This window comes from Mongoliibacter ruber (genome assembly GCF_003003005.1).
Taxonomy (GTDB): domain Bacteria; phylum Bacteroidota; class Bacteroidia; order Cytophagales; family Cyclobacteriaceae; genus Mongoliibacter; species Mongoliibacter ruber.
Window position 1 is genome coordinate 428,510 of sequence record NZ_PVTR01000002.1, and the last position, 24,164, is coordinate 452,673.

Consider the following 24,164-nt stretch of genomic DNA (forward strand, 5'->3'; position numbering starts at 1 on the left):
ATTCATATACCCTCAGTTGATACTAGGATGTTTACTAATAAGTATTTGGCTGGATGATTCTCATGAAGTGTAGTTAGGAGAATCTCAGAAGTAAATCAAATAGTAGTTTATAAAAATAAAGTATGCGAAAAAGTTTGTTGATCACCTTGTTGTTGACATTGGCTCTTTTTTCCTGTAAAAAATCCACAGAGGATTGTCAATTGGATGAGGATATTCTATCCGTTGACCTTAGCGTGGAAATCGAAAGGTTGGAAGATGCTTTTTTCCAAGCCAAGGATCAGGAAAGTATTTTACGCCTTTTTGAGGCTCATCCTTTGTTTGCCGAAAGAATGCTGTTTCTGGACAGTTATTCCTCACCTGAAGAGTTGGCTGATGAAATATTAATGGCCAATCAGGATACGCTGATGCTTGAATTGTACGATGAAGTGAAAGCACATTATCCGGATATAGTAGAATTGGAGAAGGATTTGGAAAATGCCTTCAAGTACATACAGTATTATTTTCCTGAATTTAAAGTCCCGACGGTGTACACTTTTGTCAGCGGTTTTAGTTCGGATATATACTTGGACGAAGAAATTTTAGTGATTGGTTTAGATTATTTTCTGCCTTTTGAGCACCGTTTTCAGCCACCTGATATTCCTCAATACATCAGCAAGAGGTACCAAAAGGAATATATTGTTCCAACAGTAGTCACGGCTATTTCTTCAGTTTTCAACAAAACAAACCTTAGAGAAAGCACTTTGTTGGCAGAAATGATTTTTTATGGGAAGGCCTACCATTTCACCAAGAGCATTTTGCCTTGCACCTCAGATCAGTATATTATTGGATACACGGAGGATGAAATTGTTGCCTGCTTTGCCAATGAGGATTTTATATGGGCACACTTTGTAGAAGAAGACCTCTTTTTTGAAACCAATCCTTTTGAGATCAGAAAATATACAGGAGAAGCTCCGTCAACAGATGAAATCAGTCCTGATGCACCGGGGAGAATAGGAAGATGGTTGGGCTGGAATATTGTTGATGATTACCGTTTCAACAATAGCTTTAGCCTTCCAGAATTGATGATGGAAACCAATACGGATAAGATTTTCAGGCAGTCAGGATATAAACCCCGTCCTCAGTAAGTTTGCCGAATTGCTTATCGTCAATCACTGAAAGCAGCCTGCTTACAGCTGTTTCTTTGGAAAAATACCTGTCGGCCAGTCTTCGGGATCGGCGCTGCATGTTTCTAAGTTCTTCAGTGTTTTGAGCCAATTTATCTATTTTCTTAAGAGCAATTCCCGTTTTGTTGGGAGGGTAAAAAACTCCCAGTTTCTCAGTTTTGACCAAATCATGCACCCAGCCTTTGTGGTTGACCACAATGGCTTTTCCAGCGGCCAAGGCATCAAAAAACTTATTGGGGCTGTTCGTTTCCAAGACAGGATGTTGACTGAAAGAAATAAATGCCAGGTCGGCACAAGCCATCAAGTCATTTACCCTTTCTTTAGAACCAAAAGGGATGTAAATGAAATTCCCTAACTTCATTTGTTTGGCTCTTTGAAGCAGTTCGGCTGTATTTGATCCCTTTCCCATGACTACAAACTGGTACTCTTTTCCATGTTTTTGAGATATTTTGGCAATCTCCAACAGCTCCGAGACAGCATTGACCTGACCTATTGCACCTGCATAGGCTATGGTAAATTGATTTTTTAGTCCAAATTCATTCAGCAGTTTTTCATCTTTTCCTCTGGGAAAAAATGTTTCCAAATCAGCAAAATTTGGAATGATATGAATCGCTGTATCAGGAGTTTTTTTCCTGATATTTTCAGCTATTCCTGGCGAAAGAGCAATTATTTTCAAAGCATGTCGATAAATCCTGCTTTCCATGCTGAAAAGGAATTTTTTCAAGAAAACCGACTTGATTGCTCCCACTTGAATAGGTGCTTCGGGCCATAGGTCTCTTACTTCAAAGATAAAAGGAATGGCAAACTTTCTTTTGGCCCAAAGACCGATCAGCCCAGTGGTCAAAGGGGTGGATGAAATATAGAGTAAATCCGGTCTAGGCAATTTCCGGATGCAGGATTTAGCCGCGTTTACAAATCTCAAAAAGGCCCAAGTCCGCTTGAGAAAACCAAATTCCTGCCTGTAGGAGACTGGAAGGTAATGCACCTTGATACCATCAATGATGCGTAGGTCATAATAGTCCTTGTTGTGTGAGCTGATCATTTCCACTTCAATCCCTTTTTCGACCATACCTTTGGCAAGGTGGTAAGACCGTGTAGCCCCTCCTTCCTGAGGGGTGACAAAATATTGATGGATATAAATAATTCTCATATTGAATTTTGCTCAAGCCACGAAGCCAAGACAAATAGGTTCCAGACTTGTAAATACTGACGTCCTTTCGCCCGCTTGGGGTTTTTGGACAAAATACGCATTTCTTCAGAGAAATGACTTCCCCATTGTGATTCCATTTTTTGGATTATAGGACTTACCCAATTTATGTATTCGGGGTCATTGGACCATTCTTGCAGCGGTAAGCCAAAGCCCAGTTTTTTCCTTTTGGCAATAAAACCCAAGCCTCTTTTTTTCAGGGCTTCTTTGATCCATACTTTCCCCAACTGTTGATGATGTTGCTCTTCACTCATTGTTTGGCTCAACGTGATCAATTCAAAATCCAAATATGGGGCCCTGCCTTCTACACCATGCGCCATGCAGGCATTGTCGTGAATTTTGAGGATGTCATTTATCAAATAAAAGCTTCTATCCCATTCTAAGGCATTTTTTAGAGGACTATCTCCTTTTGGGTACCATTTTCGAATCAAAGGTATGTACTCGGCTGGTATATGTTGCAAAGCGGACATTTGGATAAAAGTATCCACTTGGCTCTCCTCGATGCTGTTGACCATCTTTTGCAAACCTGAAGGAAGAACTTTTTCTAGTCCTGTTTTTTTCAGAAAGAGCCAAATAGAAGGGTTTTTCAAATACTGCGCATATGCTTTATGCCGATTATACCCCCCAAACAACTCGTCCGCTCCAGCACCGGAAAGTAATACCTGAACATCAGTGGAGGCCTCTTTGGCAGTAATCCAAGTCAAGTAGGAAGCGGAATCTGCTATAGGTTGGTCTAAGGAGGAGATATAAGCCTGCCAATGTTGTTTTACCTTATTCAAATCTACAAATATCTCTTTGGCCAAAGACGGATATTTACGGCCTAATTTTTTGCTGTAGGTGGGGTCTGAATATTTTGCCTTTTTCTTCTCATCGAAACTTACAGTGAAAGTTGGTGTAGGTTCACCTGTTTCCTCATACCAAAGGGCGTAGATCAAACTGCTGTCTGCACCCCCTGAAAGGACCGTACCTACCCGGCGTTCTGTGTGGAAGTTTTTCAATACTGCATCTTTGAGCAATTCCTCAAAAGAATTTTGAGACAGAGAATGAGATGTTTGTTTTGGGTATTTCCAGGAAAATCTGTTCAGTAACTTTCCTTCAAAATCAAAAGTCAAACCTGTACCTGGCAATACCTGTTGGACTCCACAGAAAAGGCTTCTATCAGGAAGGCTGTGTCTTTGAAAGAAGTAAGGTACAAATTGCTGTACGTCTATTTTCTTGTCTTTACCCAAAGTCAAAGGTTTTGCCTCAGACGAAAAAAGCCAGGTACTATCAGATTGGGAGAAATAGAGGGGTTTTTCGCCGGATGGATCCCTAAGGATCAGTACAGTTTTTTGTCTTAGGTCTGCAAAGGCTATTGAAAACATACCTTTGAGTTGTCCAATGCCCTTTTCTCCAAAATGTCTGAGCCAATAAAGTAAAACCTCTGAATCGGAATTTGTCTGAAAGTGGTAGCCTAGGTCCAGGAGATTGTTTCGTAAGTCCTGATAATTGTAGAGGGCACCGTTCCAAGCCAAAACGGCGTCTTCTTCCTTGTTCCACATCGGCTGATTACTGCTGTCAGTGAGGTCCAGGATTTTGAGTCTGTTTGCTGCAAAGTATACCTTCTGGCTCACTTGCGTAAAAGAAGAGAAATCAGGCCCCCGATGTGCAGTGGCCCGCATCATTTGCTCAGCTAGTTTTTCTGCATTTGGATGTTGACCCAAGATGACATTGATTCCGCACATGGTTATTTTTTTGGAGAGAAGCCCGCATTTTGCTCATCAAGAATTTTCTCTTTGTTTTTTTCGAAGTATCGACAAAAATGAGTGATGCTGCATTCCATACATTTTGGCTTACGCGCCAGACAGGTATACCTGCCGTGCAAAATCAACCAATGATGGGCTTTGTGTACATGCTCTTTTGGGATATGGCGTATCAATTGTTTTTCCACTTCCAAAGGCGTTTTGGCAGTCATTGTAACGAGGCCGAGTCTTCGGGAAACCCTGAAAACATGCGTATCCACTGCCATGTTGGGTTGGTTCCAGACCACAGAAGTGATGACATTGGCAGTTTTGCGGCCGACTCCCGGAAGTTTGACCAATTCATCCACTGTCGAGGGTACTTCTGCATTGAAGTCCTCCACCAGCATTTTGGCCATGCCGATGAGGTGTTTGGTTTTGTTGTTGGGATATGAAATGGACTTGATGTAGGGAAAAAGCTCATCGAAATTGGTAGCAGCAAGATGGTACGGCGTAGGGAAATCCCTGAAAATTGCAGGAGTTGTTAGGTTGACACGCTTGTCTGTACATTGAGCAGAGAGGGCTACAGCAACCAACAACTGATAGGGATTTTCATATACCAATTCAGTTTCTGCCACCGGCATGTTTTCGGAAAAATGGTTGATAAATGCGGTATACCTTTCTTTTTTAAGCATATTTTTAAGCATATTATTTTATTAGATGATCAAAAATATATCTGGATACTGATTGATACTTTGATATTCATGGATATTATCCATCTATACTTTGCAGATCTCCCTTGTCTTTTTGATTTTAGTTTTTGGGAAGAAGACTTCAGTATTCCTCATACATTAAAACAAGAATACCAAACTTTCGTTTTTCTTCCAGTTAACAATCTCCTTTAATTATGAAAAATCTCAAAATTTTTGGGATCTTATTACTGATTTCAATTTTTTTTCAATCCTGCCAAAGGGATGCTGAATCACCATTAGACGCCAATCAGGCTTTGGAAATTTTTGACCTGAGTTATGGTGATGATCCAAGGCAAAAAATGGATGTTTTCCTCCCTGCAGGTAGGTCTCAGACTTCCACAAGGGTCTTGGTATGGGTACATGGGGGTTCGTGGATGGATGGTGACAAATCTGAATTTGTGAGTTTCAAGCCATGGTTTGAAAATGCCCAAGAGAATTATGCTTATGTGTCTTTGAACTATAGGCTTTTTGATCTGGGAACCGGATCCAACAGGTTTCCTAGTCAGGAAGAAGATATGATTGCAGCCATGGATTTGATTCAATCCAAGCTTTCAGATTGGAATGTTTCTGAGGAATTGGTAATGGCGGGAGCATCCGCAGGAGGGCATTTGACCTTGTTGCACAGTTACAAAAACAACTCAGACGGGCTGGTCAAAACAGCCGTGGCTTTATTTCCGCCGACCGATCTTATAGGAATGTTGACCGTAAATAATTTGGCTCCTTTTCTTTTCCAAGCCTTGATTGGAAATCCGGAGCAGGACAAACAGAAGTTTTTGGATTCCTCACCGCTGACTTTCGTGGAATCGGGGTCTGTTCCCACTGCATTTTTTCATGGGACTGCGGATACTGTTGTACCGGTTCAGCAGAGTTATGATCTGGAAACAGCGCTTGAAAAAGAGGGAGTACCCTTTTTAAGTAGGTATTATGCAGGTCAGGGTCATGGATTTACGGAGCAGACCTATAGAGACTTGATTTTCGAGGTGGAGGACTTTATTCAAGAAAACAGGCCATAAAAAAGACCTGAAAGCTTTAAGGCTTTCAGGTCACCGTCAATCTAAAACGATTTTATTTTTTCGAGTCCGGTAGACTTAGCATTCTTGAGAATGCTCTTTACTACTTTTTCAGAAGGGTGTAAAACGAGTTCGTCCAGTTGTTCGATGGTGCTCAGCAGATCAAGGTATTCTTGCATCAAAGTACCATCTTCGCGCAAGGCCTGCACCAATTGCTCATTTTCTTCCTCACTCATTTCCTGGTACACATATCTTACCAGGTCATTTGGGGTAAAAGGTTTTGTCATAGGCAACGTTTAATTGTTTCATTTTTTTTCTCATGTTGATCAGTGCATAACGCATTCTTCCAAGGGCAGTATTGATGCTTACACCGGTTTGTTCGGCAATTTCCTGAAAACTCAAATCCATGTAGTGCCTCATGATCAGCACTTGTTTTTGAGTCTCTGGGAGTTCGTCAATAAGTTTTCTCACAAGTTCCAAGGTATCTTCCTTGATTTTGTGATCCTCTATTGTTTCTTCAGCAAACCTCAGCGTGTTGAAGATACTTTCACCATCCTCCATGACAATGGTGGGATAGCGTTTACGTTTTCTGAAATAATCTATGGCCAAGTTGTGCGCAATACGCATCAACCATGGTTGGAATTTTCCTTCTTCGTTATATTTATCGGAATTCAAGGTGTGGACTACTTTTACAAATACATCCTGAAGTAAATCTTCTGCAACGCCTTGGTCTTTCACGATAAGGTAGATGGTGGTATACACCCTTGATTTATACTTTTCTACCAGTTGTTCAAATGCGATTTCATTTCCGCTTCTGTACTGCTTGATCAGTTCAGAGTCCTTAGGACCAATCCTTTTACTCATACAAATTTGAATTTAAATAACGTAGAGGTTTATGCCATAGTATAAGATTAGTAGTGAAACATTTAAAAGATGCAAACCAAATGTATTGATTCAGATAGAATGATGCAATAGAATGATGTGTTTTTTTAAAACTCTCTATTACTAAAAAAAGATGCACTGTTAATTCTTGTACTATTCCCGAAAATAAAAAAATAAAATTTTGAATATTTGTCGATTTTCGAAACACTAATATGTGAAAATTGAAGCTTATTTTTTATTGATATGGGAAATTATTTTTTTCGGAAAAATTTTAAATCCAATCCAAAAATCAAATTGTAGCCGTTGATTGGAATTATCCGATTAAGGTGGAGTACTTTTTTATGAATTTCTTACCTTCGTTTTTCAGATGTAATTCTTGGTAAGAATTGATCTTTAGCAACCCTTAGTTTAGTTGGGTTAAGTGTCATTTAGATTCTCAGTGGGTTGAGGTACGGGGTGCAATAATTATAGAAAACAGCTAAATCAGACAAGGAAAATAATAAATAGAAAGTATATGGAACTAAGTGGAAAAGTATTTCAGGTAAACGCTGAGATAAATGGAACAGGAAGAAATGGACAGTGGAGGAAACAAGAGGTTATCTTGGAAACTCAAGGCAATTATCCAAAAAAAGTCTGCGTGACTATTTGGGGAGATAGCATTGACCAGTTCAAATTGAAAGCCGGTGAAGAAGTCAATGCCAGCATAGACATCGAAAGCCGTGAATACAACGGTAAGTGGTACACTGATGTGAAAGCATGGAAAATAGAAAAGCAAGGGGGGGCAAGCAATGCTCCATCGGCAGCTACTTCTCAAAAGGGCGGTACCCCTGATGTTACCACCTTTGGTGACGACAGTTCAGAAGATATTTTGCCTTTCTAAGTCATTTTAGCTTTTAGGAGTAAAAAAGAGATGCTGATTGTGAATTAGCATCTCTTTTTTTTGCGAATTACGGAGAGGTTTGAAATTTTTGATGGTTTAAAAAAAAAGATTAGTTTTAGATGAGAAAAAGCTGGACCAATCTGCAATGTGAATATCAATTGGGCCAACTCGGCTGGTGGAATGACAGGGAAATGTAGTTGTACATGATTTAGTAAGGGAAAATTTTATGGCAATAAAAGAAATCAAAGTTTCACCTGAGTTTAAAACTCAAACCACAAAGGCAGTTTTTGCTATTATTTTCTTTTTTTTCATCTATATATTGATGTTGTCGATGGCTATAGGTCTGACAGTATTATGTGTATTTGGTGGGTTAAAATTGATTTCTATAAAAATCTCATTATTGACAATAGTCTTGGGATTGGGATTGGCAAGTTTGGGAATTCTTGTACTCTTCTTTTTATTGAAATTTATTTTCAAGTCTCACAAACCCGATCGGTCTCATCTTTTGGAAGTAAGCAAAAAAAATGAACCAGAGTTATTTAGTCAGATTGAGGATATAGTAAAAAAAGTTGGGACGAAGTTTCCAAAAAAAATCTATTTATCCTCGGATGTTAATGCTGCAGTTTTTTACGACTCTAGTTTTTGGAGTATGTTTTTACCTGTTGAAAAAAACCTTCAAATAGGGATGGGACTTGTAAATACCGTTTCCAAATCGGAGCTTATTGCCATTTTGAGCCATGAGTTTGGCCATTTTTCTCAAAAAACCATGAAAGTAGGGAGTTATGTATACAATGTAAACCAAGTAATATTCAACCTTCTTTTTGAAAATGAATCTTATGATCAATTGATCCAAAAGTGGGCAAATTTGAGTGGCTATTTTTCAATTTTTGTTGTGATTGCTGTAAAAATAATTGATGGTGTAAAATGGGTATTGAAAAGAATGTATGGACTCATAAACATGAGTTACATGGGACTATCAAGAGAAATGGAATTTCATGCAGACGAAATAGCAGCGCATGTGACTGGATATAATCCTTTGCAAAGTTCTTTGTTGAGAATGTCTTTAGCAGATCTTTCCTTTAATCAAGTATTGTCATTTTATGATAATAAAATAACAACCAATAAGAAAAGTGAAAACTTATATAAGAACCACTTATTTGTCATGCATCTTCTTGCGAAGGAGAACAATATTAAAATCAAAGAGGGTTTTCCAGCAGTGTCTTTTGAGGAATTAAACAAATTCAATAAGTCTAAATTGGTAGTTAAAGATCAATGGGCCTCGCATCCAAGTATTGAAGACAGAATAGAGATGCTGGAAAAAACGGGATTGAATTCAAACATTATAGACCATACACCAGCAAACCAATTGTTTCGCAACATTGATAAAGTTCAAAAAGATTTAACCAATAAGATTTTTAAACAAGTTCAATACCAAGAACAACCATCCGATATGTCTTTTAATGAGTTTCAGATAGAATTCGAAAAAGAATTTTTGGAAAACAAATTTGATGACATTTATAATGGATACTATGATAATAAAGACCCTATGGAATTTGATTTGAATGCTGTAGGAAACAATGTATTAAAAATTGATTTAGAGGAATTATACTCAGATCAAAATATTGATTTGGTGTATTCTGCGATTGCTTTACAAAATGACATTGAAACATTAAAGCTAATTTCAATTAAAGCCATTGATGTTAAAACTTTTGATTATGATGGAGAAAAGTATGATCAAAAAGACAGTAACAACCTACTTAGACAACTTGAATCAGATCTTGCAGGGTTACATGAAAAGGTTAGGCAAAATGACATCAAAATTTTTCAATTTTTTCATAACTGCGAACGTCAAATCAACCAGACAAATTCTTTGCAATTCTTGTATGAAGAGTATTTCAAAATTTCCAGCGAATTTGGAGCCAAATATCTAATCTGCGAGAAGCTGTCAAATGAATTACAATTTGTAAATGAAATTACACCTTTTGAACAGATTCGATCAAATTTCCAGCGGATTGAAGCTATAGAGGAAGATCTTAAAAGTGGGATAAGGGAAATACTTTCTAACAATATTTTCCAGTCTGAAATTAGCCAAAAAATTAAAGAAAACTTTGATTTATATATTTCCAAGAATTGGAAGTATTTTTTAAATGAAAAATACTTAGATAGTAATTTGGAAATTTTGTTTAATGCAATGAATGACTATACATTTCTTTTATCAAAATCGTCTTTTTTATTAAAAAAGAATTTGTTGAATTATCAGGTGGAGCTGACTAGAACAACGCATAATTTGGTTTAACATTTACGAAGCTATGCGGAAAAATAATTTCAATAATTTTGTGAAGCCATAATTTGAATGGAAAGAAATAAGGAACTTGCAAATAGGTTAAACGAAGTCCTACTGAATGGGGCATGGATAGCGAATACCAATTTCAAAATGGAAATTGAAAGCCTCACTTGGCTGCAAGCGACTAAGAAAATGGGAAATTTGAACTCAATTGCTGCCTTGACTTTTCATGTTAACTATTATTTAGGTGGAATTGTAAATGTTTTTAAAGGTGGTGCCTTAGACATTCGGGATAAATACAGTTTTGAACTGCCACCGATTGAATCAGCATCCGACTGGAATAAATTGATCAAGGATTTTCTGGTCAATTCAGAAAAATTTGTTGAGGAAGTTGCCAAGCTACCAGATAGCAAATTGGACGAAGCCTTTGTGGATGAAAAATACGGAAGCTACCTGCGAAATATTGAAGGGGTTATTGAACACTGTTATTATCATCTTGGGCAAATTGTTTTGATTAAAAAGATGATTCCACCAATGACAGATTTGTAGGGATCTTCACCCTGAGCGAAACGAAGAGTCTCATTCCTTGAGAGTAGGAGATCCCCCACAATACTGCGGGACAGGCTTTCACTACGTTCAGGATGACGTACACCAACTGTCATTTCCTTTCTGTAAATAATCATTAAGCTTCCCGCCATCCCAACGTTCTCTTCACCCGGAAACTGTCTTTCTCCAAACTTAAATCCCATATAGGCTCCGCCAATCATCAGGAGCAGGGTGATGGCCAGTAAGAGAAGCAAAGTTCCTAAAGGGATTTCCCAGTCTTCAGAACCTATGCGGAATTTGATGATTTTGTGAAAATCCATATTATTCGGAAAGGAATCTTTTCCAACCTTTAGCCTCTAGTTCTTCTGCTGATTCTATGACTTTTTTCTTTAGACCTTCTTTAAATTGATCCAGGTTTTTACCCACTTGTGCATCAAAAGCTCCAATGATGGAAGCAGCCAATATACCTGCATTTTTGGCGCCGTTCAAAGCTACTGTGGCCACAGGAATACCACCAGGCATTTGTAATATCGAAAGAACACTGTCCCATCCATCGATGGAATTGGACGATTTGATGGGAACGCCTATGACGGGAAGTGAAGTCATGGAAGCAACCATTCCTGGCAAGTGGGCCGCACCGCCAGCACCTGCTATGATGACTTTAATCCCCCTTTCTCTTGCTGAGGTTGCATACTCTACCATTCTTTCCGGAGTTCTGTGGGCGGATACTACAGTAAGTTCGTACCCGACGCCCAATTCTTCCAAAGCTTGAGCCGCTTCTGCCATGATGGGTAAGTCAGATTTGCTACCCATGATGATTCCAACCTGTATGTCCATATTATGCTTTTATTTTGATCAGAGATTTGATTTTATGAGCCCTTTCTTTGAGCTTTTCCGGATTGTCATCCAAGATGGTTACATGGCCCATCTTTCGAAATGGCTTGGTAAGTTTTTTGCCGTAAAGGTGCACATAGACACCTTTTTCGGACATGGCTTCGTCCAGACCTTCTACATAGGCCTCACCGGTAAAGCCATCTTCTCCCAATAGGTTTACCATGGCAGCAGGAGATCTCAGGCTTGTATCTCCCAAAGGCATTCCCATTACTGCCCTGAGGTGTTGTTCAAATTGTGAAGTAATATTGGCTTCTATCGTGTGGTGCCCGCTATTGTGGGGTCTCGGAGCGATTTCATTGACAAGTATCTCTCCGGTTTTGGTGACAAACATTTCCACTGCCAAAATTCCCACCATATCCAATTCTTGGATTACCTGAAGTGCTACTTCTTTGGCTTTGTTTTCTATATCTTCGGATATTTCTGCAGGAGCAAATAAAAATTCCACCAGATTTGCAGTTGGATGAAAAGCACATTCTACAGCTGGGAATGCTTTTACCTCTCCATGTTGATTTTTAGAAACAATCACAGCGATTTCTTTATCGAAATCAATTAGTTTTTCTAACAATCCAGGTGCCTCAAAGGCCTTATCTAAGTCGGCCTCTGAACGAAGGACTTGTACCCCTCTGCCATCATAACCCTCTTTTCCAAGTTTGTTGACTGCAGGCAGAAAATTTTTATTGGCAATTACCGCATTTTTATTGTCTGTCAGGATAAATTCTGCTGTAGGAATTCCTTTGTTTTGATAAAATTCCTTTTGCGTCCTTTTGTCCTGAATCAGCTTGATAATATGAGGTTGAGGAAATACTTCTTTTCCTTCTTTAGCCAGTGCATCCAGCGCGTCTGTGTTGACATTTTCTATTTCGATGGTGATGACATCACAATTTTTCCCGAAATTATAAACTGTGTCATAATCTGTTAGGCTACCTTGTGTAAATTCCTGGCAGATGGATTTACAGGGTGCATTGAAATCTGGATCAAGGATGTGGATGTCAATATTATAATTGATGGCAGATTGTATAAACATGCGGCCCAATTGACCACCTCCAAGGATGCCTAAAGTTTTTTGTTGGTAATTCTTTTGCACAGGGAAAAGATTTGGTTGCACAAAAATAAAGGAAAATGTATGGTATGTAAGGGCTACATCATAAAAAAACCCGCCGGAGCGGGTTTTGGAATATGAAATTGATGATGTTATACTGTCCGTCCACCGATTAATCTCAGAAGTACGGAAATAACTGCCAATACCAAGAGGATATGAATCAATCCACCCACACTATACACAAAGAAGCCGAAGATCCAGCCAATGACTAATATCACGGCGATCAAATAAAATAATGAGCTCATAATTGTTTTGGTTAAAGTTAAATAATTGATTTTCAACCTTAATTAAACAAGCACTGTGCCAAAACAAGTTTTTAGTTGAATCTGATCCCCATCAATTCCATGAGTTTATGTGCATTGAAACTTGGACATGGACCCTTTTTGAGCGTATAATCAAAATGGATTTCATTGTCTGATATTTCACTGTGGAAGCTATAATTTTTCAGGTAGTCCAATTGATTTTCCAGACCACTCAATTCTATGTCATGGGTGCTGATTATACCTTTAGCGCCACTTTCGGCCAATTGTTTGATTAAGGCTTCGCTTCCCTGAATCCGGTCTATTGTGTTGGTTCCTTTTAGGATTTCATCCATTAAGAAAAAAACTTTCTCCCCCTTTTCGGCGGCAGATAGTACTTGTTTGATACGGGCGAGTTCTGCATAAAAAGAGCTGACACTTTCACCAAGGTTGTCCATATTCCGCATGCTTGTATAGAGTTTGAATGGGCCTATAAGTAAATTTTCAGCAAAAGGGCGAAGTCCGAGGTTCGCCAATACCATGTTAACGCCTATGGTGCGCATAAAAGTTGTTTTGCCTGACATGTTTGAGCCGGTCAATAAGACGGTTTGTTCCTGAACCGAAAGCTCTAATGAATTGGGAACTGCAATGTCAGCCCTTAAAAGAGGGTGCTTGAGTCTGCTAAATGCAATTAATTCCTCTTCAGACCATGAAATCTCTCCTGTAAGCTTTTCTTCAGCCGAAAAGCTGCCCAAAGAAACCAATGCCTGCCACTCATCGAATATCTGATCCAATTCCCTCAATTGATTTTGATAGGATGATTTCCATTTTTTCAATTTCCAAAATAGTCCGAAGTCAAGCCAAAAGAGGAGGTTGAAAATCAAGTACACCATGTTGATCCTGTTATCCACTAAATATGAAACTTGTTCTAAGGTTTTGAGGCCATCTGGAATATTGTTTTTGTCCTTGAAAATGGTGTTGTGCTCCTGCAGATAAGAATTTGAAAAATCTTTTTCTGCGAGCATATCAGACCAAATTCTGTATGTTTTGATATCACCCTGACTAGGGAAGACCTTACTTGCATCAGCTAGAGGTTTGAAAACAAAACCTAAAAAAACCAATCCCAATAGGATCCAAAAACTCAGATATGCAATGGGTAATAGGCCCGCCGCTACCCCAAATACCAGGACCAATCCAAGGATTGGCCCCATGAACATGGGCAGGAAGTAGAAGGATTTCCATTTGAGGGGCTCTTTTAACCAAGAATAGAATTTATCCTTGGATTTCTCTTCTTTTATGAATGCCCTTCCTGTTGCTTCAAAACTTCTGAGGAACTTTTTATCTTTTGCCAATTCGTCGATAGCCGGTTTGACAACTTGCGCATTATCAGCATCAATGTTTTTCTTCATTTGCTCAGCCAATTGTTTTTTGCCGCTGTTGTTACAGGTGTGGTTGATCAGTTGGAAAATGGAGTGCTCCCCAAATAAATCGAGGTCTATTGCAAATGGATGGGATTTGGATTGAAACTCATTACCAGGATCAAATGAATGGAGCTTTCTTTCCGCTCTTAAGGTTCTTTCCGAATCCATTTTAATTAACTCAAGGAGAAAAATCTCTGCATCTTTGAAGTGATTGAAGCGGACAATCAGGTATACAAAGAGCATCAACTGTAATAAGAGTATTAAAAATAAAACTGGATAGTCAGTGAGACTGAGCACTAAAATCGGAATGAGAGAGAAAAAAACCAGAAGACGTACCAATGTGATATTCAGGGTTTTCTTCTTTGTTTTTGCGAGGGTTTTTGCAAGATCCTCTTCTTTGAAGTCTATTTTCATATCGTAAAGATAAAAAATGTGAAATTCTTATTAATTTTTAATTTAATGCAACTATGTTGCAGTTAGATTATAAGAATTTATTATCTTTGGTTATTATCATTCATGTAGTGTTCTCTTCATTTGAATGATGGTGGTTGACAATAGACTCCGGCCTCGCCGGAGTCTTCTTTGCTTAAAGTAAATCTTATGAAAAAATTACTTCCAATATTTTTGATTATAGTAATTGCAGGTTCAGCTATGAGTTTGCCTGAAAAAGATATGTGGGCCTTGTTTGGCAAAACAAGGTTTGTAGAAAAACTGAACCGAGAATTCGGGATGTATTTTTTATATCCGAAATTTCCCGATGAGCTAAAGGCGTTGGATGGCAAGGAAGTATCGGTGACAGGTTTTTACATTCCCTTGGAAATGAACACTTCCAATATTGCAGTGATATCGAAATTCCCGAATGCCGAATGTTTTTTTTGTGGGGGTGCCGGACCTGAAAGTGTAGTGGTAGGTTATCTCAAAAAACGTCCAAGTAAAAGGATTAAAACAGATGAAATTGTCACCATCAAGGGTAAGCTTAAGCTAAATGACAGTGATTTGGAAGAGTTGAATTTCATTATCCAAGATGCTGAATTGACTTATTGATAATGGCTAAAAAAAAGAGAATAAAAGAACTTGCTGAGGAGTTTGATTTTGTAGAAGGATATGGGGGAATATCTGAAGATATAGTGTTTGGAACTAACATCGGCTGCGGTGGAGGTAATAAGAAAAAGGAAAAAAAATCGGAAGCAAAATAACATTATTAAACTTCAATATTTTTTGTATTTATTTGCGGTTCATTTTTCAATAAAATAAACCGATCATTATGATTCTCAAAAGGTTGACCTTGCTAGTAGCCATAGGTAGTATTCTGCTAATGTCTTGTAGTGAAAATGACCCCCTTCCAGACCCAGGGCCAAATCTTAATGCGACCATTGTTGTAGAGGATGCAGAAATTAACGCTGCTTTTACCGATACTGATAATGTTGTCCTTATTGCTTTACAAGCCAACAGGCTTGGTTTCAGTACAGAGGGTAATTTTTTTGGAGATTTATGTGATGATGCTAAAGTGACACATTTCCCAGAAAACAAACGCATTATAGTTGATTTTGGTGAAGGCTGCACGAGTGCAAATGGAATCACAAGGAAGGGCAGATTATTCATTAATTATACCGGCATGATATTCTTTCCTACCGCTTCTGTAACGGTCAACTTTCAAGAATACTTTGTAAATGGAGTAAAAATTGAGGGTACACGGGTTACCACGAATAAAGGTATTGACCTCAATTATATGACAATGTCTTTTGAAATAAAAATGGATAATGGCAAACTGACTTGGCCTGATGGGAGTCAGTCAAGTGTTACAATAAGTCATAACAGAAAATTTTTCTTGCAAGACCAAGACATGCGTGCCGAAGTTACTGGTTCTTCATCAATTAAAAGCAGAATAGGAGTTGATGTTAATTCAGAAATTTATTATCCTTTGGTATTTGTTCAGACTTGCACCAACTCAGGAAATTGGATTCCCAGTGAGGGGATAAGCGTTATAAGTTTGTCTCAATCTTTTGTGTTTCAAGTAGATTATGGTCAGGGCATATGTGATAGGGAAATCCAAGTAAGACTAGAAGGGGAAACCATCACATTGACCTTGGATTGAGGATTCTTTATTTTGAAAAGGATGCCTTATTTGAAAACTTCTAAAAGTTTTATGGATCAATAAAGCAACCGAGAAATTCATATTGCCTTTTATTGTATCAGATTTCCAGTATTAAAAAAATTAAAAAAGCCACGAAGTACGAAGATCCTAGGAGGTGCTTTTTCCCAGTATTCTTTTTACCTCGTGGCATAAAATTACCTTTGCAATTTTAAGATTTACTCTTTTTTCCCCTCAGGATAATAATGATTGACATCTCTCTGTGGGAATGGGATTTCAATATCATTCGCTTCAAAAGCCTCTTTCAGAGTTTCCATATTATCCCAATAGACTGGCCATAGGTCAGCTGCGTCTGTCCAGCATCTGATGGTCAAGTCCAAAGAACTATCTCCAAAGCCGATAAATTTCATCACCGGTTCTGGTTCTGCGTGAATCCTCTCGTCTTTTTTAAGTGTTTCCAATACGACTTTTCGTGTTTTTTTCAAATCAGTCCCATAAGCTACTCCTACAGAAATATCCACCCTTCTTGTTGGTTTCTGGGATAGGTTTATAATTGAATTGTTGGCTAAGGCTCCATTTGGAATGGTTACAACTCTATTGTCAAAGTTTCTGACTTTGGTATACAGTATGTCTATGCTTTCTACTGAACCAAGTGTTCCTTGGGCTTCAATTGTTTCTCCTACTCGGAAAGGCTTAAAAATCAAAATCAATACCCCACCGGCGAAATTGGCCAATGAACCTTGTAATGCCAAGCCAATCGCCAGACCTGCGGCACCAATTATGGCGACAAATGAAGTCATTTCCATTCCTAGGGTTGTTGCCACGGATATGAGTAACATTACCCAGAGGATTGCATTCAAAAAGCTTGTGAAAAAGGTAGCCAATGATTGGTCAATCTCATATCTGAGGAGGGCCTTGTTGAGCATGCGCAACAAAAACTTGATAACCCATCGGCCTACCAAGAGTAAAATGATGGCTTTCAATAATACTGGTCCTACTTCAAATACCATTTCTACAGCTTTGCCCTGAATGGTCTGAATAGTCTCGTAACTTAATTCCATATTGTAATTAAAATTTGGTTTGAAAATTTGCTGTAATTATTGAGATAAAAATTATCTCAGTAAGCCAAAATTTTCCAACGAAAGGCCCAGTTCCATGAAATTTCAACATGATCAAACCCAGCTTTGCTTAGGATTTCATGCCATTCATTTTTTTTGAAACTCCTCAATACGGAGAGAGGACCGTCGTTTTTCACCATGGCGGATTGTGAAAAAAACCTGGTCAAAAGCTTGATGCTATGATAGGCCAATGGATGTCGGTGAAGATCATTGATGACTACACCCAAATTTGACTTATTCTTAAAAGTGGAAATAAGCTGTATTAGTTCCTGATCTGTAAAATGATGTGTAAAAAGTGTACATGTAATGATGTCTACAGGCTGCAAAAGAAAACTTTCCGAAAAAACATTTGCCTGATCAAATTCGATATTTTTATAGGCTGATAGATTATTTTGGGCAAGAGTGATGATATTGGGATTGGCATCTACGCCTAAGAATTTGCAGGGGATCTTTTTTTTATTTGCCCAGTCTGCCATCACCTTGAGCATATCACCACCACCGCAGCCAATATCAGCTATGCTATATTCTTCTTTTGGGAATTTTTTGCAAAACGCCTGAATGCCGGATGTGGTAACGTGGTTGCCTCCTAAGAGTTTGTTGATAGTTCGTAGTTCTTTCAGTGTTTGGTTCAGTTCCTCACCACCCACCTCAAGGTCGTCCATGATTTCTTTTTGGGTGCTTCTATGAGTAAACCTTCCCATTATTTTTCCAACAATAGTGTTTCTAATGTAAGTCCAGGGCCAAATCCAAGGGCGAGTATCCCTCCATCAAGAACTTCTTCCTCGAGCCAATGTTGTAGCACAAACAGAATAGTCGCTGAAGACATATTCCCAAATTGATTGAGTACTTTGTGGGAAGGCTGGTTCTGTGATTCATTGATGCCAAATGCTGATTCTACTTTTTGAAGTATTTGTTTTCCCCCTGGGTGAACTGCAAAGTTTTTAATCTTTGAAATACCGTACAAGCTTTCTAAGTGATCAGTAATTTTTTCTAACCCCTTTTGTAGTAGGTCAGGCACGTATTTACTCAGTTTCATCTCAAAACCAAAATCACCAATGGTCCATGCCATATCGTTTTCACCTTCTTTGAAAACCTGCGAATCATATTTTTTGATTTTAAGCCCTTTCGCATCTTTACAGACCAAGGCTGCTGCAGCTCCGTCCCCAAAAATGGCATTGGCCAGTAGATTATCTTCGTTGTAATCTTTCTGGAAATGAAGGGTGCACAATTCCACTGAGACGATCAAGACTTTTGCCTTAGGCGATGAATCACATATCCTGTCAGCCAATTTGAGTGCGTTGAATGATGCATAACAACCCATAAAATGAATGCTGTAGCGCTCTACATTTGAGTTGAAGCCCATTTTATCCATGATCTCTAATTCCAATCCTGGAGCAAACATACCTGTACAAGAGACCAAGACTAAATGGGTGATTTCAACGGGGTAAGTCATTGCGTTTTGAAGGCATTGGGATATGGCCTTTTTGGCCAAAGGAAAAGCCTGTTTCCTAAATTCCTGCATCCTTTGCTTGGTACTTGGAAAAGGGGCGAGGTCTTTATTTTTGGGGAAAAAATCAAAACTCTTGGGATCGGCGTGATTGAAGTCCTGTAAGACGCTATGTCGGCTAGAAATACCTGAGTGTTTGTAGACAAAATTGAGCTTTCTGGAATCTATTTTATCCAATCCATGTGCAATTTTCATAAATTCGCTTATCTGCAACTGCGGGATCGCCTCCCCTGGGCTCGCAGTACCGATACTAACAATATGGTTGTTCATCAACTTAAGTTAAACTATTTTTTTTTATCAAAAATGGATATTGTTGTTTAAACATCTGCAATCTGTAAAAGTTAACAACTAAATTGAAATATGTTTAAGATATCAAGCTGGAAACACCTCAGAATTCCTTTTTCTTTCTATTTAATGCCAGTTTATTTCTTTGCATTGGCATTGACTCCAAATCACAATCCAGAGCGGATTCTCTTGGTTTTCGTGGCTCTTCACCTCTTTTTGTACCCTTCAAGTAATGGATATAATAGCTACTTTGATAAAGATGAAAAAAGTATTGGTGGGCTCCGCAATCCACCAAAAGTAAGTAAGGGATTGTATTACTTGTCAATGATCTTTCTTGGGATAGCATTAGGTCTTGGGCTACAGATTAATGTGGCGTTTGCATCAATGCTCTTGGTCTATGGGCTTGTCTCTATGGCATATAGCCATCCATTGGTAAGGCTAAAGAAATATGCATATGTAAGTTGGCTGATTGCAGGATTTTTTCAAGGTGCATTTACATTTTGTATGGCATATGCAGGATTGAGTGATTTTGGCTGGGAGGTCTTTGGGATGACACATGTGCTTGTACCGGGGCTATTGACTTCTGTGATGCTATGGGGTTCCTATCCGTTGACTCAAGTCTATCAGCACGAAGAAGACAGCAAACGTGGAGATTTTACCCTCAGCATAAAGCTGGGCGTTCAGGGAACATTCCTGTTTTCCTCAGTTTGGTTTTTGTTGACAGGAGTACTTTTTGCCTGGTATTTTCTAAGCCGAAATCAAGAAAATGCATTTTTGGGGTTTTTAATGGCAATGTTACCTGTAGTCCTGTATTTCTTGGTGTGGTTTTATTTTGTCAAAAAAGATCCTCAAAAGCATGTTACATATGATTGGGTCATGTGGATGAACAGGGTCTCGGGATTGGCTTTGAATATCTTTTTCATTTGGTATTTTCTTGAAAATACACAGATCCTACAGGTGATGTAAACTTGGTAAAAACTATCAATGACAGATTTGTAGGGTTCGTCACACTGAGTGAAGCGAAAGCCTGCCCCGTCCCGTCCCGATAAATATCGGGATATCGGGATTCGGGGGGTCTCTATCCTTTGAAAGTAGGAGATCCCCCGCAATACTGCGGGACAGGCTTTCACTACGTTCAGGATGACGTACACCAGCTGTCATTTCCTTTCTGTAAATGCTAAATTTTAAATACTCAGGGTGAAATTTTTTCACCATGTGTCCTTTTCATTATTTGGTTAGCTAGGAATTTGCTGTTTTTGATTAATGAGACGGTCATTTCAGAAAAAGCATTGGAACCAAAAAGCCACTGGACTTTTCTGCCTACCCAAAGTCTGCTTTTGAAATTTCTATTCCACTCAGAAAGGTACTGTGACTCGATTTCTTTTCTTTCAGAAAATGTCAAAATACATTCTGACAGGATTTTCCCAGAGTGAATAGCCATGGCCATACCATTACCACAGAGAGGTGTAATGAGACCTGCTGCATCACCAATCATCATAATGTGATTTTCAATCAGGGGTTTTGGTTCAAAACTGATTTCATTGATCACTTCAGGTTTTTCAAACAAAAAATCCGAGTTTTTGAAAAGTGAATTGAGTTGAGGGTTTTTACAAAGAATGTTTTCTTCCAAAGAAGATATACTTCCGTACTTTTTAAGCTGTTTGGAATTTCCCAGATAGCAAAGGTTGAATTTACCCTCTTCAATCTGATTGATCCCACAATACCCGCCTTCAAAGTTGTAGAGGGCAACCTTATCTGCATCAAATTCTGTCTTGATATGGTACTTGACTCCTATGAATGGACTTCTTTGTTGCATAAAATCCCTTTCAAGATGTTTGTCAATTTTAGACCTTTTGCCGAATGCTCCGATCAAGAATTTACAGCTTAGTTTTTTTCCATCACTTAACAACACTTCAAAGCGGTCTGCTTCTTTGTGGTACTGAACCTCTTCTACTTGAACTTGCAACATAAATTCAGCTCCTACTTTTTGACATTTGGTGTAGATGAACTCATCTAAAGTATAACGGCTGATTCCAAAACCACCCAGGTCTAAAGGCATTTTAGCCAAGTTTCCCTTGATAGAGCCCAGTTCGAATTGGGTAATTGCGGTTGGATTTAGGTGATCTGGAAACAAACCTTCTAATTTCAAAAAATCCTGAACCTCATTGGATATATATTCACCACAAACCCGATGAAAGGGATAAGCCTTTTTTTCTATCACAAGTACTTCTCTGCCCGCCTTTGCCAGTTGATGGGCTGCTGTCAAGCCTCCTAATCCACCACCAATCACGATAATTTCATAATTTTTCATAAAAATCACCCCTTTTGCTCTAATAAATCACCGTTTATAAAAATTCATCCTATTTGGAGAATTTATACCCTGAAATATGGTTTAGATTTGAAATCTAACAAAAATTCAACTGAATTAAGTATGAAGAAGTTTACCCAAATAAATTTACGGCAGGGATTAATGGTTCTGCTCATGTTTGGGGCAATATGTATCGGAGAAGATGCTTTTGCCCAAAAAAAGAAGAAAAATGATTCTAAAAACACCCCCACCCAATCGACAACTGCAGCTGAATCAAAAGCTGCCAGCCCCAAATCTGGTCCAAAGGCCTACAGTGAAGTAATTACAGACAAGGCTAAAACAACAGAAGGCCTTTTTCATGTTCACGAAATTGGAGGGAAATATTTTTATGAGATTCCCGACACCTTGATCGGAAGAGAAATGCTTATTGTCACCACAATCGCCAAAACTGCGGATGGTTTGGGATATGGCGGCGAAAGGACAAATACGCTCTTGGTCAAATGGGATAGAAACGGAGATAATATCTTACTAAAAGTAGTATCGTATAGCAATACAGCTGCAGATTCTTTGCCTATTTTTCAGGCAGTTAGAAATTCAAATCTGGAACCTATTCTCCAGAAATTTGATGTAAAAGCCAAATCAAAGGACGAAAAAGGAGTAGTCATTGAAGTCACTGATCTATTTGCAAAGGATGTACAGGCCATTGGATTGCCAAAAAACAGGCGAACTCAATTTAAGGTGACCCGACTGGATACAGATCGTTCGTATATAGAAAGGATAAGTCCATATCCCATCAATATAGAAGCAAGGTATGTGATGACTTATGCAGCTACAGAGCCTCCATCAAATAGCAGTACGGGATTGATTACAGTGGAAATGAACTCTTCCATGGTCTTACTTCCAGAGGAACCTATGATGCAAAGGCTTTCAGACCGCCGTGTAGGTTGGTTTAGCAGGTCAGTGGTAGATTATGGTCTTGATGAACAAAGGGCTACCAGAAGGACGTTTTTGGACAGGTGGAGACTGGAAGTTAAAGAAGAAGATTACGAGAAATTCAACAGAGGAGAATTGGTTGAGCCAGTGAAGCCAATTGTGTTTTATATAGACCCTGCGACACCCGAAAGGTGGAGGCCTTATCTCAAGCAAGGAGTTCTCGACTGGCAAGTAGCCTTCGAAGAGGCTGGTTTTAAAAATGCCATTTTGGTTAAAGACGCACCTACACCTGAAGAAGACCCGACTTGGAGTGCAGAAGATGCTAGGTATTCTGTCATCAGGTATTTCGCTTCTGATATACAAAACGCCTATGGTCCACACGTATCTGATCCAAGATCAGGAGAAATAATAGAATCAGATATTGGCTGGTACCACAATGTGATGAACTTGTTGAGAAACTGGTTTTTTATACAAACTGCTGCTGTCAATCCAGAAGCCAGAGGCGTCAATTTTAGGGAAGAAGTAATGGGAAGACTGATCAGGTTTGTTTCTTCTCATGAAGTAGGTCATACCTTAGGTCTGCCTCACAACTTTGCCTCTTCGCATGCATATCCTGTGGATTCACTAAGGTCAGCTACCTTCACTAAAGAATTTGGAACGGCTCCATCCATCATGGATTATGCGAGATTTAATTATATCGCGCAGCCAGAAGATAAAGGCGTAAGCCTAATGCCGGATGTAGGGCCTTATGATAAATATTCAATCATGTGGGGTTATCGCCCGATTTTGGAGGCAAAAACCCCAGAAGAGGAACAGCCAATTTTGGATGAATGGATATTGGCAAGGCAGGGTGATCCTGTTTATAGGTTTGGACGTCAAGGCAACAGCTACGATCCCAGCACTCAAAGTGAGGACTTGGGAGATGATGCCATGAAAGCTTCAGATTATGGAATCCAAAACCTGAAAAGAATATTGCCCAATCTAGGTGAATGGACAGCTCAAGAAGATAAACCTTTCAAAGATTACAGTGATTTGGCAGAAATGTATGGTCAGGTAATTGGGCAATACAATCGCTACATGGGTCATGTAAGGACCAATATCGGTGGCGTCTATGAGGTGTACAAATCCGCCGGACAAGATGAGGCAGTATACTCTCATACTGCAAAATCTACTCAAAAAAGCGCTGTCCAATTCTTGAATAATGAATTGTTTGCCACTCCTAAGTGGATAATGGACGAAGAAATAATTGCCCGAATTGGAGATTTTGGAGCTTTGGAAAGAATCCGTACAGTGCAGGTTACTTCCTTAAACGGAATATTGGAGTGGGGAAGACTGGGCAGAGTCATTGAAAATGAAGCCCTGAATGGAAGTAATGCTTATACCATGATTGAACTATTTGATGACTTGAGATCAGGTATTTGGACAGAGCTGCCTGCTGGAAAAACAATAGACGTGCACAGAAGAAGTCTGCAAAGAGCCCATATCGAGAGGTTAGCGTTATTGATGACAGGTGATGAACCAAGATCAGCCGCCCAATCCTGGAGAAATGTAGGCCCTCAGATCAATGCTTCGCAATCAGACATTAGACCTATGGCAAGAGGAGAACTGAAAACCTTACAGAGACAGATTTCCGCAGCGATTCCAAAAACATCGGACAGGTTAACTAAATTACATTTGGAAGATAGCCTAGAAAATATCAAGGCTATTTTGGATCCGAAATCATAATTAGAAAAACGGTGTATTCAATTCCTGAAAAATGAGTATTGAAGAATGCCGATTTTTCTTTGATTAAAACAATTTCAATGGGGCAGGTAAGTTCGACCTGT

General features: G+C 38.9%; 24 protein-coding genes. 10 read left to right on the forward strand and 14 right to left on the reverse strand.

Annotated elements, in window-relative coordinates; genetic code table 11:
* Positions 1-122: 122 nt before the first annotated feature.
* Positions 123-1,124: a gliding motility lipoprotein GldB gene (gldB, locus tag CLW00_RS05070; protein WP_106132561.1), complete on the forward strand. Its 1,002-nt coding sequence runs from the start codon at positions 123-125 to the stop codon at positions 1,122-1,124.
* Here the strand turns inward: gldB and CLW00_RS05075 are convergent.
* Genes CLW00_RS05075 through nth form a run of 3 tightly spaced genes read right to left on the reverse strand, consistent with a single transcriptional unit; the run spans position 1,090 to position 4,783 of the window.
* Positions 1,090-2,313, reverse strand: a complete 1,224-nt coding sequence (locus tag CLW00_RS05075; protein WP_106132562.1) for a glycosyltransferase family 4 protein — start codon at positions 2,311-2,313, stop codon at positions 1,090-1,092. The genes gldB and CLW00_RS05075 overlap by 35 nt on opposite strands.
* A complete protein-coding gene (gene asnB / locus CLW00_RS05080; RefSeq protein ID WP_106132563.1) occupies positions 2,310-4,094 on the reverse strand; it encodes an asparagine synthase (glutamine-hydrolyzing) in 1,785 nt (594 codons plus the stop codon). The genes CLW00_RS05075 and asnB overlap by 4 nt, the downstream gene beginning before the upstream one ends.
* 2 nt (positions 4,095-4,096) lie before the next feature.
* Positions 4,097-4,783 carry an endonuclease III gene (gene nth, locus CLW00_RS05085; protein ID WP_106132564.1) on the reverse strand — a complete coding sequence of 229 codons (687 nt, stop codon included), beginning with the start codon at positions 4,781-4,783 and terminating at the stop codon, positions 4,097-4,099.
* 212 nt (positions 4,784-4,995) lie between these two features.
* On the opposite strand from nth, the gene CLW00_RS05095 reads away from it, so the two are divergent.
* Entirely contained in the window at positions 4,996-5,853 is an 858-nt protein-coding gene (locus CLW00_RS05095; RefSeq protein ID WP_106132566.1) for a prolyl oligopeptidase family serine peptidase, read from the forward strand.
* Between the two features lie 41 nt (positions 5,854-5,894).
* Here the strand turns inward: CLW00_RS05095 and CLW00_RS05100 are convergent, their stop codons facing one another.
* Both CLW00_RS05100 and CLW00_RS05105 read right to left on the reverse strand, forming a co-directional pair.
* The gene (locus tag CLW00_RS05100; RefSeq protein ID WP_106132567.1) at positions 5,895-6,137 is read right to left on the reverse strand and encodes an anti-sigma factor; all 243 of its coding nucleotides are present in this window, start codon (positions 6,135-6,137) and stop codon (positions 5,895-5,897) included.
* A complete protein-coding gene (locus tag CLW00_RS05105; RefSeq protein ID WP_106132568.1) occupies positions 6,112-6,714 on the reverse strand; it encodes an RNA polymerase sigma factor in 603 nt (200 codons plus the stop codon). The genes CLW00_RS05100 and CLW00_RS05105 overlap by 26 nt, the downstream gene beginning before the upstream one ends.
* 532 nt (positions 6,715-7,246) lie before the next feature.
* On the opposite strand from CLW00_RS05105, the gene CLW00_RS05110 reads away from it, so the two are divergent.
* The 3 genes from CLW00_RS05110 to CLW00_RS05120 all read left to right on the forward strand — a co-directional run bounded on the left by CLW00_RS05110 (position 7,247) and on the right by CLW00_RS05120 (position 10,445).
* Positions 7,247-7,612: a DUF3127 domain-containing protein gene (locus CLW00_RS05110; RefSeq protein WP_106132569.1), complete on the forward strand. Its 366-nt coding sequence runs from the start codon at positions 7,247-7,249 to the stop codon at positions 7,610-7,612.
* Between the two features lie 226 nt (positions 7,613-7,838).
* Positions 7,839-9,908: a M48 family metalloprotease gene (locus CLW00_RS05115; RefSeq protein ID WP_106132570.1), complete on the forward strand. Its 2,070-nt coding sequence runs from the start codon at positions 7,839-7,841 to the stop codon at positions 9,906-9,908.
* Between the two features lie 57 nt (positions 9,909-9,965).
* Positions 9,966-10,445: a DinB family protein gene (locus tag CLW00_RS05120; protein WP_106132571.1), complete on the forward strand. Its 480-nt coding sequence runs from the start codon at positions 9,966-9,968 to the stop codon at positions 10,443-10,445.
* On the opposite strand, the gene CLW00_RS05125 is transcribed toward CLW00_RS05120, so the two are convergent.
* From CLW00_RS05125 to CLW00_RS05145, 5 genes are all read right to left on the reverse strand, one after another.
* Positions 10,388-10,762 carry a hypothetical protein gene (locus tag CLW00_RS05125; protein WP_106132572.1) on the reverse strand — a complete coding sequence of 125 codons (375 nt, stop codon included), beginning with the start codon at positions 10,760-10,762 and terminating at the stop codon, positions 10,388-10,390. The genes CLW00_RS05120 and CLW00_RS05125 overlap by 58 nt on opposite strands.
* Position 10,763: 1 nt before the next feature.
* Positions 10,764-11,279 (reverse strand): 5-(carboxyamino)imidazole ribonucleotide mutase, encoded by a 516-nt coding sequence (purE, locus tag CLW00_RS05130; protein WP_106132573.1) that lies wholly within the window; start codon positions 11,277-11,279, stop codon positions 10,764-10,766.
* 1 nt (position 11,280) lies between these two features.
* Positions 11,281-12,420 carry a 5-(carboxyamino)imidazole ribonucleotide synthase gene (locus tag CLW00_RS05135; RefSeq protein ID WP_106132686.1) on the reverse strand — a complete coding sequence of 380 codons (1,140 nt, stop codon included), beginning with the start codon at positions 12,418-12,420 and terminating at the stop codon, positions 11,281-11,283.
* A 107-nt stretch (positions 12,421-12,527) separates the two neighbouring features.
* A complete protein-coding gene (locus tag CLW00_RS05140) occupies positions 12,528-12,680 on the reverse strand; it encodes a lmo0937 family membrane protein (protein ID WP_106132574.1) in 153 nt (50 codons plus the stop codon).
* Positions 12,681-12,751: 71 nt separating this feature from the next.
* Positions 12,752-14,509: a MutS-related protein gene (locus CLW00_RS05145; RefSeq protein ID WP_106132575.1), complete on the reverse strand. Its 1,758-nt coding sequence runs from the start codon at positions 14,507-14,509 to the stop codon at positions 12,752-12,754.
* A 186-nt stretch (positions 14,510-14,695) separates the two neighbouring features.
* On the opposite strand from CLW00_RS05145, the gene CLW00_RS05150 reads away from it, so the two are divergent.
* The 3 genes from CLW00_RS05150 (at position 14,696) to CLW00_RS05155 (ending at position 16,190) form a co-directional block, all read left to right on the forward strand.
* Positions 14,696-15,139 carry a hypothetical protein gene (locus tag CLW00_RS05150; RefSeq protein WP_106132576.1) on the forward strand — a complete coding sequence of 148 codons (444 nt, stop codon included), beginning with the start codon at positions 14,696-14,698 and terminating at the stop codon, positions 15,137-15,139.
* 2 nt (positions 15,140-15,141) lie between these two features.
* A complete protein-coding gene (locus CLW00_RS21350) occupies positions 15,142-15,291 on the forward strand; it encodes a hypothetical protein (RefSeq protein WP_170073173.1) in 150 nt (49 codons plus the stop codon).
* Positions 15,292-15,359: 68 nt separating this feature from the next.
* Positions 15,360-16,190, forward strand: a complete 831-nt coding sequence (locus CLW00_RS05155; RefSeq protein ID WP_106132577.1) for a hypothetical protein — start codon at positions 15,360-15,362, stop codon at positions 16,188-16,190.
* A 215-nt stretch (positions 16,191-16,405) separates the two neighbouring features.
* Here the strand turns inward: CLW00_RS05155 and CLW00_RS05160 are convergent, their stop codons facing one another.
* Genes CLW00_RS05160 through CLW00_RS05170 form a run of 3 tightly spaced genes read right to left on the reverse strand, consistent with a single transcriptional unit; the run spans position 16,406 to position 19,082 of the window.
* Positions 16,406-17,248, reverse strand: a complete 843-nt coding sequence (locus CLW00_RS05160) for a mechanosensitive ion channel family protein (RefSeq protein WP_106132578.1) — start codon at positions 17,246-17,248, stop codon at positions 16,406-16,408.
* A gap of 56 nt (positions 17,249-17,304) precedes the next feature.
* Positions 17,305-18,006: a methyltransferase domain-containing protein gene (locus CLW00_RS05165; protein ID WP_170073174.1), complete on the reverse strand. Its 702-nt coding sequence runs from the start codon at positions 18,004-18,006 to the stop codon at positions 17,305-17,307.
* The gene (locus tag CLW00_RS05170; RefSeq protein ID WP_106132580.1) at positions 18,006-19,082 is read right to left on the reverse strand and encodes a type III polyketide synthase; all 1,077 of its coding nucleotides are present in this window, start codon (positions 19,080-19,082) and stop codon (positions 18,006-18,008) included. Before CLW00_RS05170 ends, CLW00_RS05165 begins: the two co-directional genes overlap by 1 nt.
* 90 nt (positions 19,083-19,172) lie before the next feature.
* On the opposite strand from CLW00_RS05170, the gene CLW00_RS05175 reads away from it, so the two are divergent.
* Positions 19,173-20,063: a UbiA family prenyltransferase gene (locus tag CLW00_RS05175; protein WP_106132581.1), complete on the forward strand. Its 891-nt coding sequence runs from the start codon at positions 19,173-19,175 to the stop codon at positions 20,061-20,063.
* Between the two features lie 226 nt (positions 20,064-20,289).
* Here CLW00_RS05175 and CLW00_RS05180 read toward each other — a convergent pair whose 3' ends face one another.
* A complete protein-coding gene (locus CLW00_RS05180; protein WP_106132582.1) occupies positions 20,290-21,408 on the reverse strand; it encodes an NAD(P)/FAD-dependent oxidoreductase in 1,119 nt (372 codons plus the stop codon).
* A 120-nt stretch (positions 21,409-21,528) separates the two neighbouring features.
* Here CLW00_RS05180 and CLW00_RS05185 point away from each other — a divergent pair, with 120 nt between their 5' ends.
* The gene (locus tag CLW00_RS05185; RefSeq protein WP_106132583.1) at positions 21,529-24,063 is read left to right on the forward strand and encodes a zinc-dependent metalloprotease; all 2,535 of its coding nucleotides are present in this window, start codon (positions 21,529-21,531) and stop codon (positions 24,061-24,063) included.
* The last annotated feature ends 101 nt before the right edge of the window (positions 24,064-24,164 follow it).